13 protein-coding genes are annotated in these 14,774 nt (G+C 72.7%); 1 reads left to right on the forward strand and 12 read right to left on the reverse strand.

Features of this window, described 5'->3' with window-relative positions; genetic code table 11:
• Positions 1-141 precede the first annotated feature (141 nt).
• From AOK09_RS30615 to AOK09_RS30660, 10 genes are all read right to left on the reverse strand, one after another.
• On the reverse strand, positions 142-777 hold the full coding sequence (locus AOK09_RS30615; RefSeq protein WP_055590486.1) for a bifunctional 4-hydroxy-2-oxoglutarate aldolase/2-dehydro-3-deoxy-phosphogluconate aldolase: 636 nt from the start codon (positions 775-777) through the stop codon (positions 142-144).
• A gap of 26 nt (positions 778-803) precedes the next feature.
• Positions 804-1,604 carry a hypothetical protein gene (locus AOK09_RS30620; RefSeq protein WP_055590487.1) on the reverse strand — a complete coding sequence of 267 codons (801 nt, stop codon included), beginning with the start codon at positions 1,602-1,604 and terminating at the stop codon, positions 804-806.
• Positions 1,598-2,743 (reverse strand): galactonate dehydratase, encoded by a 1,146-nt coding sequence (dgoD, locus tag AOK09_RS30625; RefSeq protein WP_055590488.1) that lies wholly within the window; start codon positions 2,741-2,743, stop codon positions 1,598-1,600. Before dgoD ends, AOK09_RS30620 begins: the two co-directional genes overlap by 7 nt.
• On the reverse strand, positions 2,740-3,501 hold the full coding sequence (locus AOK09_RS30630; RefSeq protein ID WP_055590489.1) for a FadR/GntR family transcriptional regulator: 762 nt from the start codon (positions 3,499-3,501) through the stop codon (positions 2,740-2,742). Before AOK09_RS30630 ends, dgoD begins: the two co-directional genes overlap by 4 nt.
• A 50-nt stretch (positions 3,502-3,551) precedes the next feature.
• Positions 3,552-4,310 (reverse strand): SDR family NAD(P)-dependent oxidoreductase, encoded by a 759-nt coding sequence (locus AOK09_RS30635; protein WP_055590490.1) that lies wholly within the window; start codon positions 4,308-4,310, stop codon positions 3,552-3,554.
• Between the two features lie 53 nt (positions 4,311-4,363).
• Complete coding sequence (locus AOK09_RS30640) at positions 4,364-6,475, reverse strand: alpha-galactosidase (protein ID WP_055590491.1); 2,112 nt, start codon at positions 6,473-6,475, stop codon at positions 4,364-4,366.
• The gene (locus AOK09_RS30645) at positions 6,472-7,404 is read right to left on the reverse strand and encodes a carbohydrate ABC transporter permease (RefSeq protein WP_245687559.1); all 933 of its coding nucleotides are present in this window, start codon (positions 7,402-7,404) and stop codon (positions 6,472-6,474) included. Before AOK09_RS30645 ends, AOK09_RS30640 begins: the two co-directional genes overlap by 4 nt.
• A complete protein-coding gene (locus AOK09_RS30650; protein ID WP_055590492.1) occupies positions 7,404-8,300 on the reverse strand; it encodes a carbohydrate ABC transporter permease in 897 nt (298 codons plus the stop codon). The genes AOK09_RS30645 and AOK09_RS30650 overlap by 1 nt, the downstream gene beginning before the upstream one ends.
• Before the next feature lie 2 nt (positions 8,301-8,302).
• On the reverse strand, positions 8,303-9,595 hold the full coding sequence (locus AOK09_RS30655; protein ID WP_055590493.1) for an ABC transporter substrate-binding protein: 1,293 nt from the start codon (positions 9,593-9,595) through the stop codon (positions 8,303-8,305).
• 293 nt (positions 9,596-9,888) lie between these two features.
• Positions 9,889-12,000, reverse strand: a complete 2,112-nt coding sequence (locus tag AOK09_RS30660; RefSeq protein ID WP_055590494.1) for a glycoside hydrolase family 27 protein — start codon at positions 11,998-12,000, stop codon at positions 9,889-9,891.
• 322 nt (positions 12,001-12,322) lie between these two features.
• On the opposite strand from AOK09_RS30660, the gene AOK09_RS30665 reads away from it, so the two are divergent.
• The gene (locus tag AOK09_RS30665) at positions 12,323-12,826 is read left to right on the forward strand and encodes a GNAT family N-acetyltransferase (RefSeq protein WP_055590495.1); all 504 of its coding nucleotides are present in this window, start codon (positions 12,323-12,325) and stop codon (positions 12,824-12,826) included.
• A 13-nt stretch (positions 12,827-12,839) separates the two neighbouring features.
• Here AOK09_RS30665 and AOK09_RS30670 read toward each other — a convergent pair whose 3' ends face one another.
• Entirely contained in the window at positions 12,840-13,856 is a 1,017-nt protein-coding gene (locus AOK09_RS30670) for a sensor histidine kinase (protein ID WP_055590496.1), read from the reverse strand.
• Complete coding sequence (locus AOK09_RS30675) at positions 13,853-14,515, reverse strand: response regulator (RefSeq protein WP_055590497.1); 663 nt, start codon at positions 14,513-14,515, stop codon at positions 13,853-13,855. Before AOK09_RS30675 ends, AOK09_RS30670 begins: the two co-directional genes overlap by 4 nt.
• Positions 14,516-14,774: the final 259 nt, after the last annotated feature.

The following is a 14,774-nucleotide window of genomic DNA, read 5'->3' on the forward strand; positions in this document are numbered from 1 at the left end:
TCAGGGCGAGCGGCGCCGCGGGATCGGCGGGTACGGCGAGGAGCCGGCCGGTGAGGATGTCGGTGAGGACGGCACGGTCGCCGGTCCAGCGGATGCCCTCGCCGAGTTCCAGGCGGTCGGTGGCGAGGACGGCGGGTGCGGTCACGGGTGGACCTTCGGGCGCACGACCTCCAGGAAGGTACGGGCCCGCTCGCGCAGGGCGGTGCGGCTGCCGCCCGCGGCGGCGTCGCCGATCAGCGGCGATCCGACGCCGACGGCGGTGGCACCGCCCCGCAGGTAGTCGGCGGCGGCTGCGGCGTCCACTCCCCCGACGGGCACGAACGGCAGCCCCGGGAAGGGGCCCTGCAGATCCCTCAGATAGCCTGGGCCGCCGGCACTGCCGGCGGGGAAGAGCTTGAGGGCGTCGGCGCCGAGCCGTCGAGCCTGGAGGATGTCGGTGGGGGTCATCACGCCTGCGAGCACCGGGAGTCCGAGCTCCCGTCCGGTGGTGATGGCGTCGCTGACGGCGGGGGTGACGAGGAAGGCCGCTCCGGCCTGCTGCGCAGCCCGGGCGTCGTCGGGGGACAGCACGGTCCCGGCGCCGAGCGTCGCGTCGGGGCCGAGCGCGGTACGGGCCCGGGCGATGACGTCCAGCGCGTCACGTCCGGAGAGGGAGACCTCGATGAGGGTGACGCCCTCCTCGGCGAGGGTGAGCACGGTGGTCAGCGCCGCGTCCGGGTCGCTGCCGCGGACGATGGCGAGCAGCCGGTGGGCGCGCAGCTCGGTGAGCAGGTCCATCCGACATCCCTTCTTGTTTCGGGGGTTCAGGGGCGGCGGGTCGCCGTCACGGTGAGCCGCCAGGCGGCCCTGCCGGAGGGGGGTACGACGGCTGTGTCGCCGCCGTCGTCCGCCGCCGCGCGGTCGAAGACGCGGCCGAGCATCGGCTCGACGCCGACCGAGCGGTACGGCGCGTCCTGGGGGAAGCCGCGCAGGTTGCGCCAGAGTGCGACCGCGACGGGCTGTCCCTCGGCCTGGAGGGACAGGTGCAGTGTGTCGGCGCCGTCGTGCACGGAGACCGCGGGGGTGAGGACGACCGCTCCGACGGCGGTCCCGTCGTCGGGTCCGAGCCGGTCCAGCGCGACGCCGTCGACCCGGGGCCACTCCCCGCCGGTCCAGCGGTCGCCCTCGTCGGGGTAGAGCCGGGTCGCCGCCGGTCCGGCGATGCCGATCCGGGCGGACGGGGAGAGGTCGAGCAGGGCGTGGGCGGCCCACAGGAAGCGGTGGCCGGGTTCGGCCTCCAGGGTGTAGTCGGCGACGGCCGCTGCCGGTCCGGTGCGAATGCTCCGGGTGAGGCGGAAGTCGGGGCAGTCCACGACGTCCTGCTCCCCCTGTCTGCGCCAGGGCCGTGACCAGGCGTCCCCGTGGTCGGGCAGTCCGCGCACGGTGGGTACGCACTCCTCCAGTCCGCCGGCGTCGGCGAACGCGGCGCCGGGCCGGACCAGGGGCCGGCGGGGCTCGTCCCGGTGCCAGAGCCACTCCCGGCCTCCGGCGCTGAGCGAGGTCCAGCGGCCGCCGTGGTCCGGGTCGGTGACCACCGAGACCGGCAGGACGGTGCCGCTCACCATTCGGCGAAGGAGCCGTCGGCGTGGCGCCAGACGGGGTTGCGCCAGGCGTGGCCGGCGCGGTCGGCGGTGCGGACGGCGGCCTCGTCGACGGCGATGCCGAGTCCGGGCAGTTCGGTGCGCAGCGCCTGGCCGTCGACGAAGCGGAAGGGCTCGGTGTCGACCAGGTAGGACAGCAGGTCGGCGTCCTTGTTGTAGTGGATGCCGCGGCTCTGCTCCTGGATGAGGAAGTTGGGGGTGGCGAAGGCGACCTGGAGACTGGCGGCCAGCGCGATGGGTCCGAGCGGGCAGTGCGGTGCCAGGTGGGCGCCGAATGTCTCGGCGAGCGAGGCGATCCTGGTGACCTCCGATATGCCGCCGGCGTGCGAGAGGTCCGGCTGGGCCACGGCGATGCCCGCGGTGAGCACCGGGAGGAAGTCGGCCCGGCCGTAGAGCCGTTCACCGGTGGCGAGCGGCACGGACGACGCGCCGACCAGCCCAGGGAGCAGGTGTGTCTGGTCGGGCAGGACGGGTTCCTCGACGAACAGCGGGTGGAGAGGCGCGATCTCGTGCAGCACCCGGCGTGCGTTGGCGGCGGTGAACCGGCCGTGGAAGTCGACGGCGACGTCGCGGTGCGGGCCGAGGACCTCGCGGGCGGCGGCGAGCCTCTCGACGACGGCGGCGGTCTCGGCGGGGCTGCCGATCGGCGGGGTGCGCCCGGCGGCGTTCATCTTGACGGCGGTGAAGCCCGCCTCGACCTGGGCGGTGATCTCCTCCTTGAGCCGGCCGGGCTCGTCCCCGCCGACCCAGGCGTAGACCCGGATGCTGTCGCGGACGGGGCCGCCGAGCAGGGTGTGCACCGGCACGCCGAGGGTGCGGCCTGCGATGTCCCACAGGGCCTGGTCGATGCCGGCGACGGCGCTGGAGAGCACGGGCCCGCCCCGGTAGAAGCCGCCCTTGGTGAGCACCTGCCAGTGGTCCTGGATGCGCAGCGGGTCCTGGCCCACCAGGTACTCGGTGAGCACCTCGACGGCGGCCCGCACCGGCTCGGCCCGGCCCTCCACCACCGGTTCGCCCCAGCCGACGACGCCGTCGTCGGTCTCGATGCGGCAGAAGAGCCAGCGGGGCGGGACGAGGAAGGTCTCGACGCGCGTGATCTTCACGGTGCCTGGCCGCCCTTCTGTTCGGTGGAGCCGTCCGCGCTCTCGGGCGCGTGCGGGCTGCTGATCTTGTCGAGGTCGCGTGTCGCCTGGTCCAGCAGGGCGCGCATGGCCCGCTCGGCGGCGTCGGCGTCCCGGTCGCGTACGGCGTCGAGGACGGCACGGTGGCTGGGGACCGGGTCCTCGCTGTGCGGGGCGCTGTGCACCAGCTGGTCGCGCAGGGCCAGGCCGGACTCGATGACCATCTCCATGCGTTCCAGCAGTTCGTTGTGGGTGGCGGCGAGCAGCGCCCGGTGGAAGGCGAGGTCGGCCTGCACGGCGTGGCTGGCGCCGGCCTCCTCCCCGATGGCGGTGAGTGCCGCCTCCAGGGCCTCCAGGTCGGTGTCGGTGCGGCGCTCCGCGGCGAGCCGTACGGCGGCGGGTTCGACGATGCCGCGGACCTCGCCGAGGTTGCGCAGCATCGCGAGGTCGACACCGCTGCCGCTGCTCTCGGCGAACTGCCAGCGCAGGACGTCGGCGTCGAGCAGGTTCCAGTCCGAGCGGGGCCGCACGAAGGTGCCGCGCTTCTGCCGGGCGTCGACCATGCCCTTGGCCGCGAGGACCTTCAGCGACTCGCGCAGCGCCGTCAGGCTGACGTCCAGTTCGCTCTGCAGGGCCGCCATGTCGAGCGTCGCCCCTTCGGGGATCTGACCGCTGAGCACTCTGTGGGCGAGGGCCTCCACGGTCTGGCCGTGCACTCCGCGGCGCGCGTACGGCGTCATCTGTCTGCCTTTCGGTGGTGGTCGGTGGGGGGCGGGCGCGATCGGTTCCGTCAGGCGGAGTCCTTGGCGACGCTCCAGCCGCCGTCCACGAGCAGGCTCGATCCGGTGATGTAGGAGGCCTCGGCGGCGGCGAGGAAGGCGACGGCGGCGGCGACCTCCTCGGGGGTGCCGAAGCGGCGGGCCGCGGTGCCGGCGACGCTGAGTTCGCGGTCGGCGGGGGTCACCCTGTCCCAGGCGGCGGTGAGGATCGGTCCGGGCAGCACCGCGTTGACGCGGACGTCCGGTCCGTACTCGACGGCGAGCTGGCCGCAGAGCGACAGCAGGGCGCCCTTGCTCGCCGCGTACGCCGGGTGGCCGGGGATGCCCCGGTGGGCGTGGACGGAGGAGACGAGGACGACGGCGCCCTGGTGCTCACGCAGGTCAGGCAGTACCGCCTTCACGCCCAGGAAGGCCCCGGTGAGGTTGACCGAGAGCTGCCGTTCCCAGGAGGCGAGGGTGGTCTCGTGGGCCGGTGCCACCGCCACCGTGTAGGCGTTGCTGACCAGGACGCCCACCGGACCCAGGCTGTGGGCGGCGGCCGTCACCCGCTGCCAGTCGTCCTCGCTTGCGACGTCCGCGGCGACGAACAGGGCACGGGCCCCGTCCTTCCGCAGCCGCGCGGCCGTCTCCTCGCCGCGTTCGGCGGCGATGTCGACGAGGACGACGGCCGCGCCCTCGGCGGCCAGGCGTGCCGCGCAGGCCGCACCGATGCCCGAGGCGGCGCCGGTGACGACGGCGACGCGGTTGGTGAAGCGGGCCGCTGGGTTCATGGGTGGGTCGTCTCCTGTTCGAGAGGGGTTCAGGGCGGATTCTTCCGCTGTCCTCACTGGCGGGCCAGTACGGTCAGCTCCGCGTCGTGTCCCGCGGTCCAGGCGAACGGCAGCCCCGAGTGGAGCAGGTGTGCGCCGCTGTAGCGGGTGCCGGTGGCGGCGTCGGCGTAGACGGCGTCCGGCGCCAGTCCGCGCAGGCGGAGCCGGGCGGCCCGGCCGGGCACCAGGGGCGCGCCGTCGAGGGGGCCGGTGTTCCACGCCGTCACCACCAGGCGCTCTCCGCCCGGTTGCTGGTACTGGATGCCGCAGGTGGGGTCCGCGGGGCTGCCCAGCAGGTGGACCTCGCCGTGGTGCACGACGTCGCGGACGTCCTTGTAGCGGGCGATCCACCGTGCCGCCTCGGCGCGCTGCTCCGGTGTCCAGTGGCGGATGTCGGCGCCGATGCCGAGCACGCCCGCGATGGAGTTGACGAAGCGGAAGGCCAGCGAGCGGGGCCGCGGGTCGAAGACGCCGGGGGCGTCGGTGACCCAGGAGCTCATGGTGTGCGGGGCGTGCGCGTGGAGGTATCCGTACTGGATGCGCAGCCGGTCCATGGGCGCGGTGTTGTCGCTGGGCCACACCACGTCGGTGCGGGCGAGGGTGGCGTGCTCGACGCGGGCGCCGCCGCCGGCGCAGCCCTCGACGGTGACCTGCGGGTGGGCGGTGCGCAGGTGGTCCAGGACGCGGAGGTAGCCGGCGACGTGCGCGGCGTCCAGGTCCTGCCGCTCGGGGTCGGCGCCGGCCGGGTGGCCGGGGCGACCGCGTTCGGTGGGCGGCCGGTTCATGTCCCACTTGAGGTAGCTGATGGCGTGGGAGCCGAGGAGCCGGTCGAGGGTGCCGATCACGAACTCCTGGACGTCCTCGCGGCCGAGGTCGAGCAGCAGCTGGTTGCGGACCAGGGTGGCCGGGCGCCCGTCGATCCGGTACACCCACTCGGGGTGTTCGGCGTAGAGCCGGGAGCGGGGGCTGATGCCCTCGGGCTCCACCCACAGGCCGAAGTCCAGGCCGAGGGCGCGGACGTCCTCGACGAACCGGTCGAAGCCGCCGGGGAATGCGGCCGGGTCCGGCTGCCAGTCGCCGAGTCCGCCGGTGTCGTCGGGGCGTCCGGTGAACCAGCCGTCGTCGACGACGAAGAGTTCGGCGCCGAGTTCGGCGGCCACCTCGGCAAGCTCCAGCTGGCCCTTGGCATCGACGTCGAAGCCGGTGGCCTCCCAGGAGTTGTAGAGGACCCTGCGGGGCCGCTCCAGGCGCTCGCCGGTCAGCTGCCGTTCGTAGCGGTGCCAGACCCGGGCCAGGCCGTCGAGTCCGTCGGGGCTGAAGGCGCAGGCCAGCCGGGGGGTGACCAGGGTCTCGCCGGGGGCGAGACGGACCGCGCCCTCGTGCGGGACGCGCCCGGCACGGACCCGTACGGCGCCGCCGGGTTCGGCGTCGGCGGTGATCCGCCAGTTGCCGGACCACTCCAGGGCGATGCCGTAGGTGGGGGTGGCTCCCCGGGCCGGTGCGGCGGCGTCCTGGACGGCGAGCCAGGGGTGGTAGGCGTGGCCCGCCGAGCCCTGGGTGCTCTCCATCTCGAAGCGCCCGCGCTCCAGTTCCACCTCCCTCAGCTGGAACTCCTGGGACCACTGGCCGGCCAGGTAGGCCAGCCGCGCGCCGCCCTGGACGGGGACGTTGACCGCGGCGGAGTCGAAGCGCTCCAGCCGCACCTCCTCGGCGCCGGTGCAGGTGAGCTCCGTCCAGCGCAGCAGGACGTCGGTACCGCGCACCGTGCGGTAGCAGAGCGTGGTCCGCAGACCGAGGAGGTCGTCGGTGAACTCCAGGCGCAGTGCCCGGTCGCCCTCCGGCGTGGCGCCGGTGAACCGCCACCAGCTCCCGCGGTCGCCGCCGGGCCGGGAGGCGACCAGGTCGGCGCCGGTGAAGGGCCGCAGCCCCAACGGGATGTACTCGGCCGGGGCGGCGTCGGCGGGGGTGATGAAGTGGGTGCGGCGCGACCACTCCAGGGGCGAGGGCCCGTCCTCGGCGCCGTGCGGCCCCCAGGCGGCGAGTTCGGCCCAGCGGCCGTCGCCGCCGAGGGTGACGGCGTAGGTGGTGGAGTCGGTGCGCAGCAGCCACCGGTCGGGCGCGGTCACTTGACGGCTCCGAGGTTGAGTCCGGCCACGAAGTGGCGCTGGAAGCGGAGGAAGACGGCCACGGTCGGGGCGGCGGCGATCACCGACCCGGCCGCGATGACGTTCCACATGGACACGTACTGGCCCTGCAGTCCGATCAGCGACGCGGTGACGGGCATCCGGCTGTCGGTGCGCAGCACGGTGATGGCCCACAGCAGGTCGTTGAAGATCCAGGTGAAGGAGAGCGCGCTCAGCGCGGCCAGCGCCGGGCGGGCCAGCGGCAGGATGACCCGCCAGTAGATCTGCCACGGGCCGGCGCCGTCGATGACGGCGGCCTGCTGGATCTCGCCGGGGATCGCCCTCATGAAGCCGTGCAGCACGAACACGTAGAAGCCGACGCCGAAGCCGACCTGCACGCCGATCAGGGCGTACAGCCGGTCGTAGATGCCGAGCACCTCGCTGAGCTTGGAGACCGGGATCAGCAGGATCTGCGGGGGCAGCAGGTTGCCGCCGAGCATGACCAGCAGCAGGACGCGGCGGAAGGGCAGGTCGTAGCGGCTGAGCGCGAAGGCGGCCATGGAGGCGAGGCCGAGCGAGATCAGCACCGTGGGAACGGTGACCAGCACGCTGTTGATGAGGGCGCGCTGCTGTCCGCCGTCGACCCACGCCTGCCGGAAGCTGTCGAAGGTGAACGAGTGCGGCCAGCTGCCGACGCCGTGCGCGGCGATGTCGTCGAACGTCCGGGTGCTGGTGACGAGCACCAGGACGATGGGCAGCAGCCAGAGCGCGGACAGCAGGCCCGCGGTCAGGTGGAAGCCGGTGGTGCGCAGCGCGCTGCCGCGCAGCAGGGGGCTCCGCGGGGCTGCGGCCGGGGCCGGGGCGGCCTCGTCCGCACGCCGGGCCGGGCCGTCGGTGCCGCTGACGGGTGCGGTGGTGCGGGTGGCGGTCATCAGTCGGCCTCCCGGAAGGCGCGCACGAGGTAGCCGGCGATGACGCCGAAGGCCAGCACGAAGATGACCACGGCGAGCGCGGAGCCGTATCCCAGCCGCAGGGACTGGAACGAGGTGGAGTACATGTAGGTGCTCAGCAGTTCGGAGGAGTGGTACGGGCCGCCGCGGGTGAGCGCCCACACCACGTCGAAGGAGCGCAGCGAGTCGATGACGATCACCGACAGGACGACCGCGTTGACGCTGCGCAGCTGCGGCAGGGTGATGTGCCGGAACTGCTGCAGTCGGGTGGCGCCGTCCACCCTGGCCGCCTCGTAGAGGACCGGGTCGATGCCCTTGAGTCCGGCCAGGTACAGCACCATCACATAGCCGACCTGGCGCCACAGCGCGGGGATGATCACCGCGTAGAAGGCGGTGTCCTGGTCGGCGAGCCAGGCGTGCTGCCAGCTGCCGAGGCCGACGGCCTGCAGGACGTTGTTGATCAGTCCGTCCGGCTGGTACATGGCCTGCCACACCAGCGCCGTGGCGACCAGGGAGAAGACCACCGGCAGGAACAGCGCGGCCCGGTAGAACCCGATGCCCCGACGCTCCTGCTGGAGGAGCAGCGCGGCGCCGAGCCCGAGAGCGGCCGACAGCCCGCCGAAGAGCAGCAGCCACAGCACCGTGTCGATCGCGGCGGTGCGGAAGACCGAGTCGTGCACCATCTCGCTGAAGTTGCCGAGACCCACGAACTTCGGGGCTGACAGACCGTCCCATGAGGTCAGGGAGAGGTAGAACCCCTGGAGGGCCGGCCAGAAGACCCAGAACGCCTCGGCGAGCAGCGGGACGAGGACGAAGGCCAGGACCACCGGGGGCACCCGGGTGGCCCTGGACCGTCGTGCGGAGCCGATCAGCGCCATCGTCACTGGCTCCAGATCTGCTGTGCGCTGCGCTGCCACGTGGTGAGGATGGAGCCGATCTCCTTGGGCTTGGCCAGGTAGTGCACCAGCGCCGTGTCGGCGGTCGGCTGGAGCGCGTCGCTGGAGTCCCGGTTGAAGAACTGGGTGACGTCGGCGGCGCTCTCGATGAGCTTGCGGCCCTTGATGACGAGGGGGGTGCCGGTGTCCTTGGCGTCCGGGTGGGTCGGCAGCGTGGTGCCGGAGGAGCTCTTGAGGTACAGCTCCTGCGCCTCGGCGGTGGCCAGGTAGCGCAGCAGTTCCTTGGTCTCGTCGGTGCGCTTGGTGCGGGCGCTGGCGAAGTAGCCGTCGGTGGGCGCCTCCTCGGCGACCGGTACCTTGGGGTCGATGATCGGGAACTGGAAGAAGTCCAGGTCACCCAGGGCGTCCTTCGGGGCGGCGTCGGCGAAGAAGGTGCCGATCAGCATCATCCCGGTGCGGCCCTGGAGGAGGGCGGTGGTGGCGTCCTGGAAGGGGATCGCGGTGCCGTTGGGGTCGAAGAACGGGCGGGCCTGGTCCCAGGTGTCGAAGACCTTGCGGACCTCGGGGTCGTCGAAGCGGTGCTTGCCCGCGAGGAGTTCACGGTGGTAGGTGGCACCGTTGACGCGGATGTTGAGGTAGTCGAACCAGGTGGAGGCGACCCACGGGGTGTCCCCGCCGGCGCCGAGGCCGATCGGGGCGACGCCCTTGCTCTTGAGCTTGTCGCAGAGGTCGAGGAACTCGTCCCAGGTCTTGGGCTCCTTGACGCCCCACTTGGCGAAGTTCGACTTGCGGTAGAACACGCCCCACCAGTAGTAGCTGGTGGGCACGAAGACCTTCTTGCCGCTGGACGCCGAGGTGCACAGCTTCTTCAGGGCGTCGGAGTAGCCGGAGAGTTCGGGGCCCGCCCAGATGTCGTCCAGGCCGAGCAGCAGGTCCTTCTTCGCGTAGGACTCGGCGACGGAGCCGGGGTACCAGGTGTAGACGTCCGGCGGGTTGGCGGAGGTGAGGTAGGTCGGCAGCTGGGTGCGGAAGGTCTCCGACGCGACCGTGTTGAGCTGCGCCTTGGCGCCCCCGCGCTTGTCGAAGGCGGCGACGATCGACTGCATCGCGGTCTTGGCCTGCGGGGAGGAGAGGTTGGACTGCAGGGTCACCGGGCCGCCGGAGTTTCCTCCGGAGGCAGCCGGGCTCTGGGTGACGCAGCTGCTGAGCAGTGCGCTGGTGCCGACTGCGCCTGCTCCTACGAGGAATCTGCGGCGGCTGGCGTTGAAGGCGGTCATCTTGCACTCCTAATGTGCCCGCGGAACGGAGCGGTGGCCCCTGACGGCCCGGCTCTGGCGCGGCAGGCTCAGCCTGTCGCAGAGGCCTGTTGGCCGTCAAGATTAATTACTAATTTATTCTTCGGAGGGCGTGCCCCGGGCCCAACTGGGCCCGGGAGCACACCCGTTGGCACCGGAAGGCGCCGGGTCCGACGGTCGTGCGCGATGCTGCGGGTGGTACGGGTAATGCGGATCGGCGCTGATCGACTCAGGTGGAACAGGGCCAGTCGAGGTGAGGCGGGGTCACCCCCGGCTCAGAGCGCGGCCTGCCACACCCGGCCGTCCACCCCGCGGAAGGCGACCAGCACGCCGCCGTCCGGCCCCGCGACACCGCCGAGAGCGCCGTTGAAGGCACCGCTGACGAAGTCGGTGTCCTTGCTCCAGCCGGCCCAGCCGCCGTCAGCGGTCCAGCTGCGCTGCCAGAGCGTGTAGTCACCGGCACGCGTGTACAGGTGGACCGTACCGCCGGAGGCCACCAGGGTCGGGCTGCCGCTGACCGTACCGCCGAGCGCCGTCCAGTCCGACCAGGCGCCGGAGGCGTCACGGGTCCGCGACCACACCGAGTCGTCGGAGGTGCGCACGGCCACGTGCAGCCGGCCCGCGTCGTCGACGACGGCCGAGGGGCGGCCGGAGAACGGCCGGTCCTGCGGGGCGCCCAGCGGGGACCAGCCGGAGGCCGGGCCGCGGGACCACAGCTTGCCGTCCGCGCCGCGGGCGACCAGCGTCCAGTCGTCCGGGCCGGCGAAGGCCGCGGTCGGCGCGTCCGTCAGCGTGCCGCCCAGGCTCTGCCAGCGGCCCCAGCGGCCGTCCTCGTACACCCGCCGGTAGGCGGTGTCGTCGGTGCCGCGCACAAAGACGTCGATCCGGCCGCCGTCCGAGGCGTAGGCGGCGGGCTGGCCGAGGATCCGACCCTGTGTGGGGCCGCCCAGGTCGGTGGTCCTGGCCTTGGACCAGTCACCGCCGCGCGCGGTCTGCGCCTGCAGGGAGCCGTTGGTGCCGCGGGTGAAGACGGTCAGGGCGTCGCCGTCACGCACCAGCGCCGGACTCGCCGAGGAACGGCCGGGCAGCTGCGCGCCCGGGGCGTCGTCGGTGCCGGACAGCCCCAGGAACGCGGTGCCGTGCGCGGGGACGCGCACCGTGTACGAGCCGGTGAAGCCGCCCCGCGAGGCACGGGCCCGCAGGTCGCGCACCTGGACCTTGCCGGTGAGGCCCGCGTCGGCGAAGGTCACCGTGCGGTCCTGCGCCTGGTCGGAGCGGTTGAGCAGGACGACCGCCCGCTTGCCCGCGCCCTGGAGCACCTTGCTGTAGACGTCGCCGACGGAGTCGGTCGCCACCCGGACGCCCTGGATGCCCAGCGGGTCCTGGTCGACGGCGATGATCTCGGGGTTGCGCAGGGTGTCGAGCATCGACTTCGGCAGCGTACGGGGGTCGCTGCCGAGCATCAGCGGCGAGGCCATCTCGGCCCACATCACCAGCTGCGTGGTGGACTCCTCCTCGTTCAGCTCGTAGCCGCCCTCGGCGAGCTTGCGCATCGGGATGAGGTAGTCCGGGTCGTTCCAGTGTCCGGGGCCCTGGGCCTCGGGGTGCCAGGCGTTGGCGTCCATGCTGCGCAGGATGTTGGGCCACTCCCCCGCCGTCGGGGTGCCCCAGGCGATGTCGGTGCCGGTGCGCCAGGAGTCGGCGGTGGTGGGCCCGTAGACGAAGGTGTTGTGCGCGTCCTGCTCGGGGGTGTGCTGCATGCCCCAGTCGTCGGTGAGCGGGTTGCACAGGTTGAGCAGCATCTTCCGGCCGGACTTGGCGACGGCGTCGCTGAACTCCTTGAACGCGGTGCCCGGATCCAGCCCGGCACCGATCCCGCAGAGGAAGTCCGCCTTGATGGCGTCGACCTTCCACCCGGCGAACTGGCGGGCGTCCTGCTCGTAGTGGCCGCGGCTGCCGAGCCCGCACCAGGTGCCGCCGTCGTACTCGCCCGCGTCAGTGTAGATGCCGGCCTTCAGGCCGCGCTGGTGCAGATAGTTCACCAGGGCGGGGATGCCGGAGGGGAACCGGGTGGGGCTGGCCACCAGCTCGCCCGTCTGCGGGTCCCTCGGCTGGTCGGCCTGCCAACCGCCGTCCAGCCAGACGATGTTGTAGCCGCTGTCCCGCAGCCCGCTGCTGACGAGATAGTCGGCAACCTTCCTGACCTGCTCCTCGGTCGGGGCTCCCAGCCCGTAGTAGGTGTTCCATCCCATGTACGGCGTGGCGGCCAGGCCGCTGTCGTACTCCTGCGGGGCGCCCTGGTCGTCCGCGGCGTGTGCCGCCGGAACCATCGACCCGACCAGTACGACGGCGCCGAGCGTCACCGCGGCCCGCCGCAGTCGCGCCATCCCTGCACGATGCGAAGTCACTCAATTCTCCCAGGAGTTGGGGGTACCGGACACCTCGCTCCTGTCGTGCCGGGCGCCGGTGCCACGGCGGTTACTGTGTCCGAGCCCCTCAACCCTGTCAATATTAATTGCTAATTAACTTAAAAACGGGCTGCCTGCCACCCGGGCCCGCAACAGTGCGTGACCGGCCCGACGCACGGCGGCAGCCGCGCACGGCCCGCGCAGCGGACAGCCAGCGGAGTCCGGAGCCGTTCAAAGCCGAGCGGCCCCGACCGGAAAACCCCGGGGAACGGACGTCCGTACGGTGCTACGGTCGGGCGCCATGAGCTGGCTCCCCGACGACTTCGTCCACCCCGTCCTGGTACCGCTGCCGGGCGGCGACCACCACCTGCGGCCGATCCGGGAGGCGGACACCCCGCTCGACTATCCGGCCGTGATGGGCTCGCGCGAGCGGCTGTGGACCATCTTCGGCCCGGCCTGGGGCTGGCCCGCGGCCACCATGACCTACGAGGCCGACCAGGAGGACCTGCTGCGCCACGAACAGGAGATCGCCGCTCACCAGTCCTTCAACTACGCGCTGTTCGACGCGGCCGAGACGGCGCTGCTCGGGTGCGTCTACATCGACCCGCCGCAGCGGGCCGGCGCGGACGGCGAGATCTCCTGGTGGGTGGTGGACGAGCTGGTGGGCAGCAAGGTCGAGCAGGCCCTGGACGCGCTGGTGCCGCAGTGGATCGCCACCGACTGGCCGTTCGAACAGCCGCGCCTCATCGGCCGCGAGATCTCCTGGTCGCAGTGGCTGGCCCTGCCCGCGCACCCCGACGCCTGAGGTGACGCGGGGCTCAGGCCTCCACCCCACGGCCGTACGGCACCCGCAGGACGACGCGGGTCCCGGCACCCACGGCGGAGCTGATCCTCAGCTCCGCGTCGAGCAGGTCGGCGCGCTCCCGCATGTCCCACAGGCCCATCCCCGTCGAAGACGGCTTGGAGCCGCCGAGGCCCGGTGGCATTCCGGTGCCGTCGTCACTGACCGACGCGGTGACGGCCCGCCCGTCGGCGTGCAGCTCCACCAGGAGGCGCTGCGGATCGGCGTGCTTCACCGCGTTGCTCACCGCCTCCTGCACGATCCGGTAGACATGGACCTGGGCCTGCGGGGTCAGCCGGCCGGCGAAGGAGTCCCAGTCCGCCGCCACCCTGAAGTCCACCCGTACCCCGAAGGTCTCCGAGACGCGGCGGCACAGCGCCTCGATGGCCGGGCGCAGCCCCAGTTGGTCGAGGACGGCGGGGCGCAGCTCCGCGATCAGGTGGCGCAGCGAGGCGATCTGGTTACTGACGAGGCTGCGCGCCTGGTCGATGGCCTCCCGCATGGCCGAGGGCTGCCCGCCTGCGGCGGCGGAGGCGAGGACGACCTGCACCGCGCCCAGTTCCTGCAGCGTGTCGTCGTGCAGCTCCCGTGCCCACCGGCGGCGTTCGCGTTCCTCGCCGTCGCGGCGCGCCCGGGACCGCTCGCGCTCCAGCTGGCGCTCGCGCAGCGTCGCACGGCGGCCGGTGGAGGCGGCGTAGGCGATCAGCATCAGCGGAGCGACATGCAGGGCGTTGACGATCGGCTCCTCGGTGATCCGGGCCAGCCCCGCCACCGCCAGCATCAGCGAGATCCCGCCGACGATCGCCAGCCAGGTCCGCCGTGCCATGGTGGACATCGACGCCGCGGTGAAGAAGAGGATCGCGGCCGCCAGGGAGAGGACCAGTTCGGACTGGAGCGGCTGGTCGGTGACCTCCAGTACCAGGGAGGCCACCAGCAGCAAGCTCCCCGCCGCCTCGGTGACCAGCCGGACCCCCGCCGGCAGTGACCAGGTCACGTGAGCAGCCCGCGTTCGCGGGCCGCAGTGATCAGCTCGGCCCGGGTCCTGATGTGGAGTTTGTCCCGGATCCTGGCCCGGTGGGTCTCCACCGTCCGCACGGACACATACAGGCGCCGTGCGATCTCCTGATTGGTGTGACCGACCGCGAGCAGGGAGAGCACCTCGACCTCGCGGCCCGTGAGCACATCGGTGCCGCCCGCCGCCTCACCGGTCATGGCCAGCCTGGCACCCATGGCCGGCTGCACATAGGTGGCCCCACTGGCGACCTGCCGGGCCGCGGCGAGCAGCTCCTCGCCGGCCGCCTCCTTGAGGAGGTATCCGGTGGCACCGGCCCGCAGGGCCTCACGGGCGAACTCCGGGTCCTCCTGCATCGTGAGAATGAGGATCCGCATCCCGGGTGACGCGGACAGCATCTCGGGGATCACCGGCAGGCTCGAACGACCCCCCAGGGTCAGGTCCAGCACCAGGACACCGGGACGGTGCCCCTGCACGGCCTGCAGCGTCTCGGCGACCGTACTGCTCTCCGCCACGACGTCGAACGTCTCGTCCTGGGAGAGCAGCAGCCGCATGCCGGCCCGGACGACCAGATGGTCGTCCGCGAGCACCACGGTCGTCCGCGAGGCGGCCGCGCCGGTGCCGGGGCATACGACGTTCATAGCAGCAACGGTAGGCCACCGCGCGGATCCCGGTCGGTTCGACGGGGAGGCGTGCGGCCGCGCCGCCGACACGCTGCGGGTGACCCGCAGGGCGCTGCGGGTCACCCGCAGCCGCAGGGGGTGGGGACCACGGACGGAACGCTGCGGCGGAGCGCTGATCCGGCGCCGCCGGGCGCGGCGCAGGCTGGAAGACGTCAGGCCGCCCCGGCAGAGCGCCGATCCAGGAGGTCGTCATGACTCCCCTCGTCCCCCTCGCACC

This window comes from Peterkaempfera griseoplana, assembly GCF_001418575.1.
GTDB lineage: Bacteria > Actinomycetota > Actinomycetes > Streptomycetales > Streptomycetaceae > Peterkaempfera > Peterkaempfera griseoplana.

What these genes read in the sequence shown, in the direction of transcription:
- AOK09_RS30615 (WP_055590486.1), bottom strand. Translation starts at nt 777, where the DNA reads ATGGACCTGCTCACCGAGCTGCGCGCCCACCGGCTGCTCGCCATCGTC.
- AOK09_RS30620 (WP_055590487.1), bottom strand. Translation starts at nt 1,604, where the DNA reads ATGGTGAGCGGCACCGTCCTGCCGGTCTCGGTGGTCACCGACCCGGAC.
- AOK09_RS30630 (WP_055590489.1), bottom strand. Translation starts at nt 3,501, where the DNA reads ATGACGCCGTACGCGCGCCGCGGAGTGCACGGCCAGACCGTGGAGGCC.
- AOK09_RS30635 (WP_055590490.1), bottom strand. Translation starts at nt 4,310, where the DNA reads ATGAACCCAGCGGCCCGCTTCACCAACCGCGTCGCCGTCGTCACCGGC.
- AOK09_RS30645 (WP_245687559.1), bottom strand. Translation starts at nt 7,404, where the DNA reads ATGACCGCCACCCGCACCACCGCACCCGTCAGCGGCACCGACGGCCCG.
- AOK09_RS30650 (WP_055590492.1), bottom strand. Translation starts at nt 8,300, where the DNA reads ATGGCGCTGATCGGCTCCGCACGACGGTCCAGGGCCACCCGGGTGCCC.
- AOK09_RS30655 (WP_055590493.1), bottom strand. Translation starts at nt 9,595, where the DNA reads ATGACCGCCTTCAACGCCAGCCGCCGCAGATTCCTCGTAGGAGCAGGC.
- AOK09_RS30660 (WP_055590494.1), bottom strand. Translation starts at nt 12,000, where the DNA reads ATGGCGCGACTGCGGCGGGCCGCGGTGACGCTCGGCGCCGTCGTACTG.
- AOK09_RS30665 (WP_055590495.1), top strand. Translation starts at nt 12,323, where the DNA reads ATGAGCTGGCTCCCCGACGACTTCGTCCACCCCGTCCTGGTACCGCTG.
- AOK09_RS30675 (WP_055590497.1), bottom strand. Translation starts at nt 14,515, where the DNA reads ATGAACGTCGTATGCCCCGGCACCGGCGCGGCCGCCTCGCGGACGACC.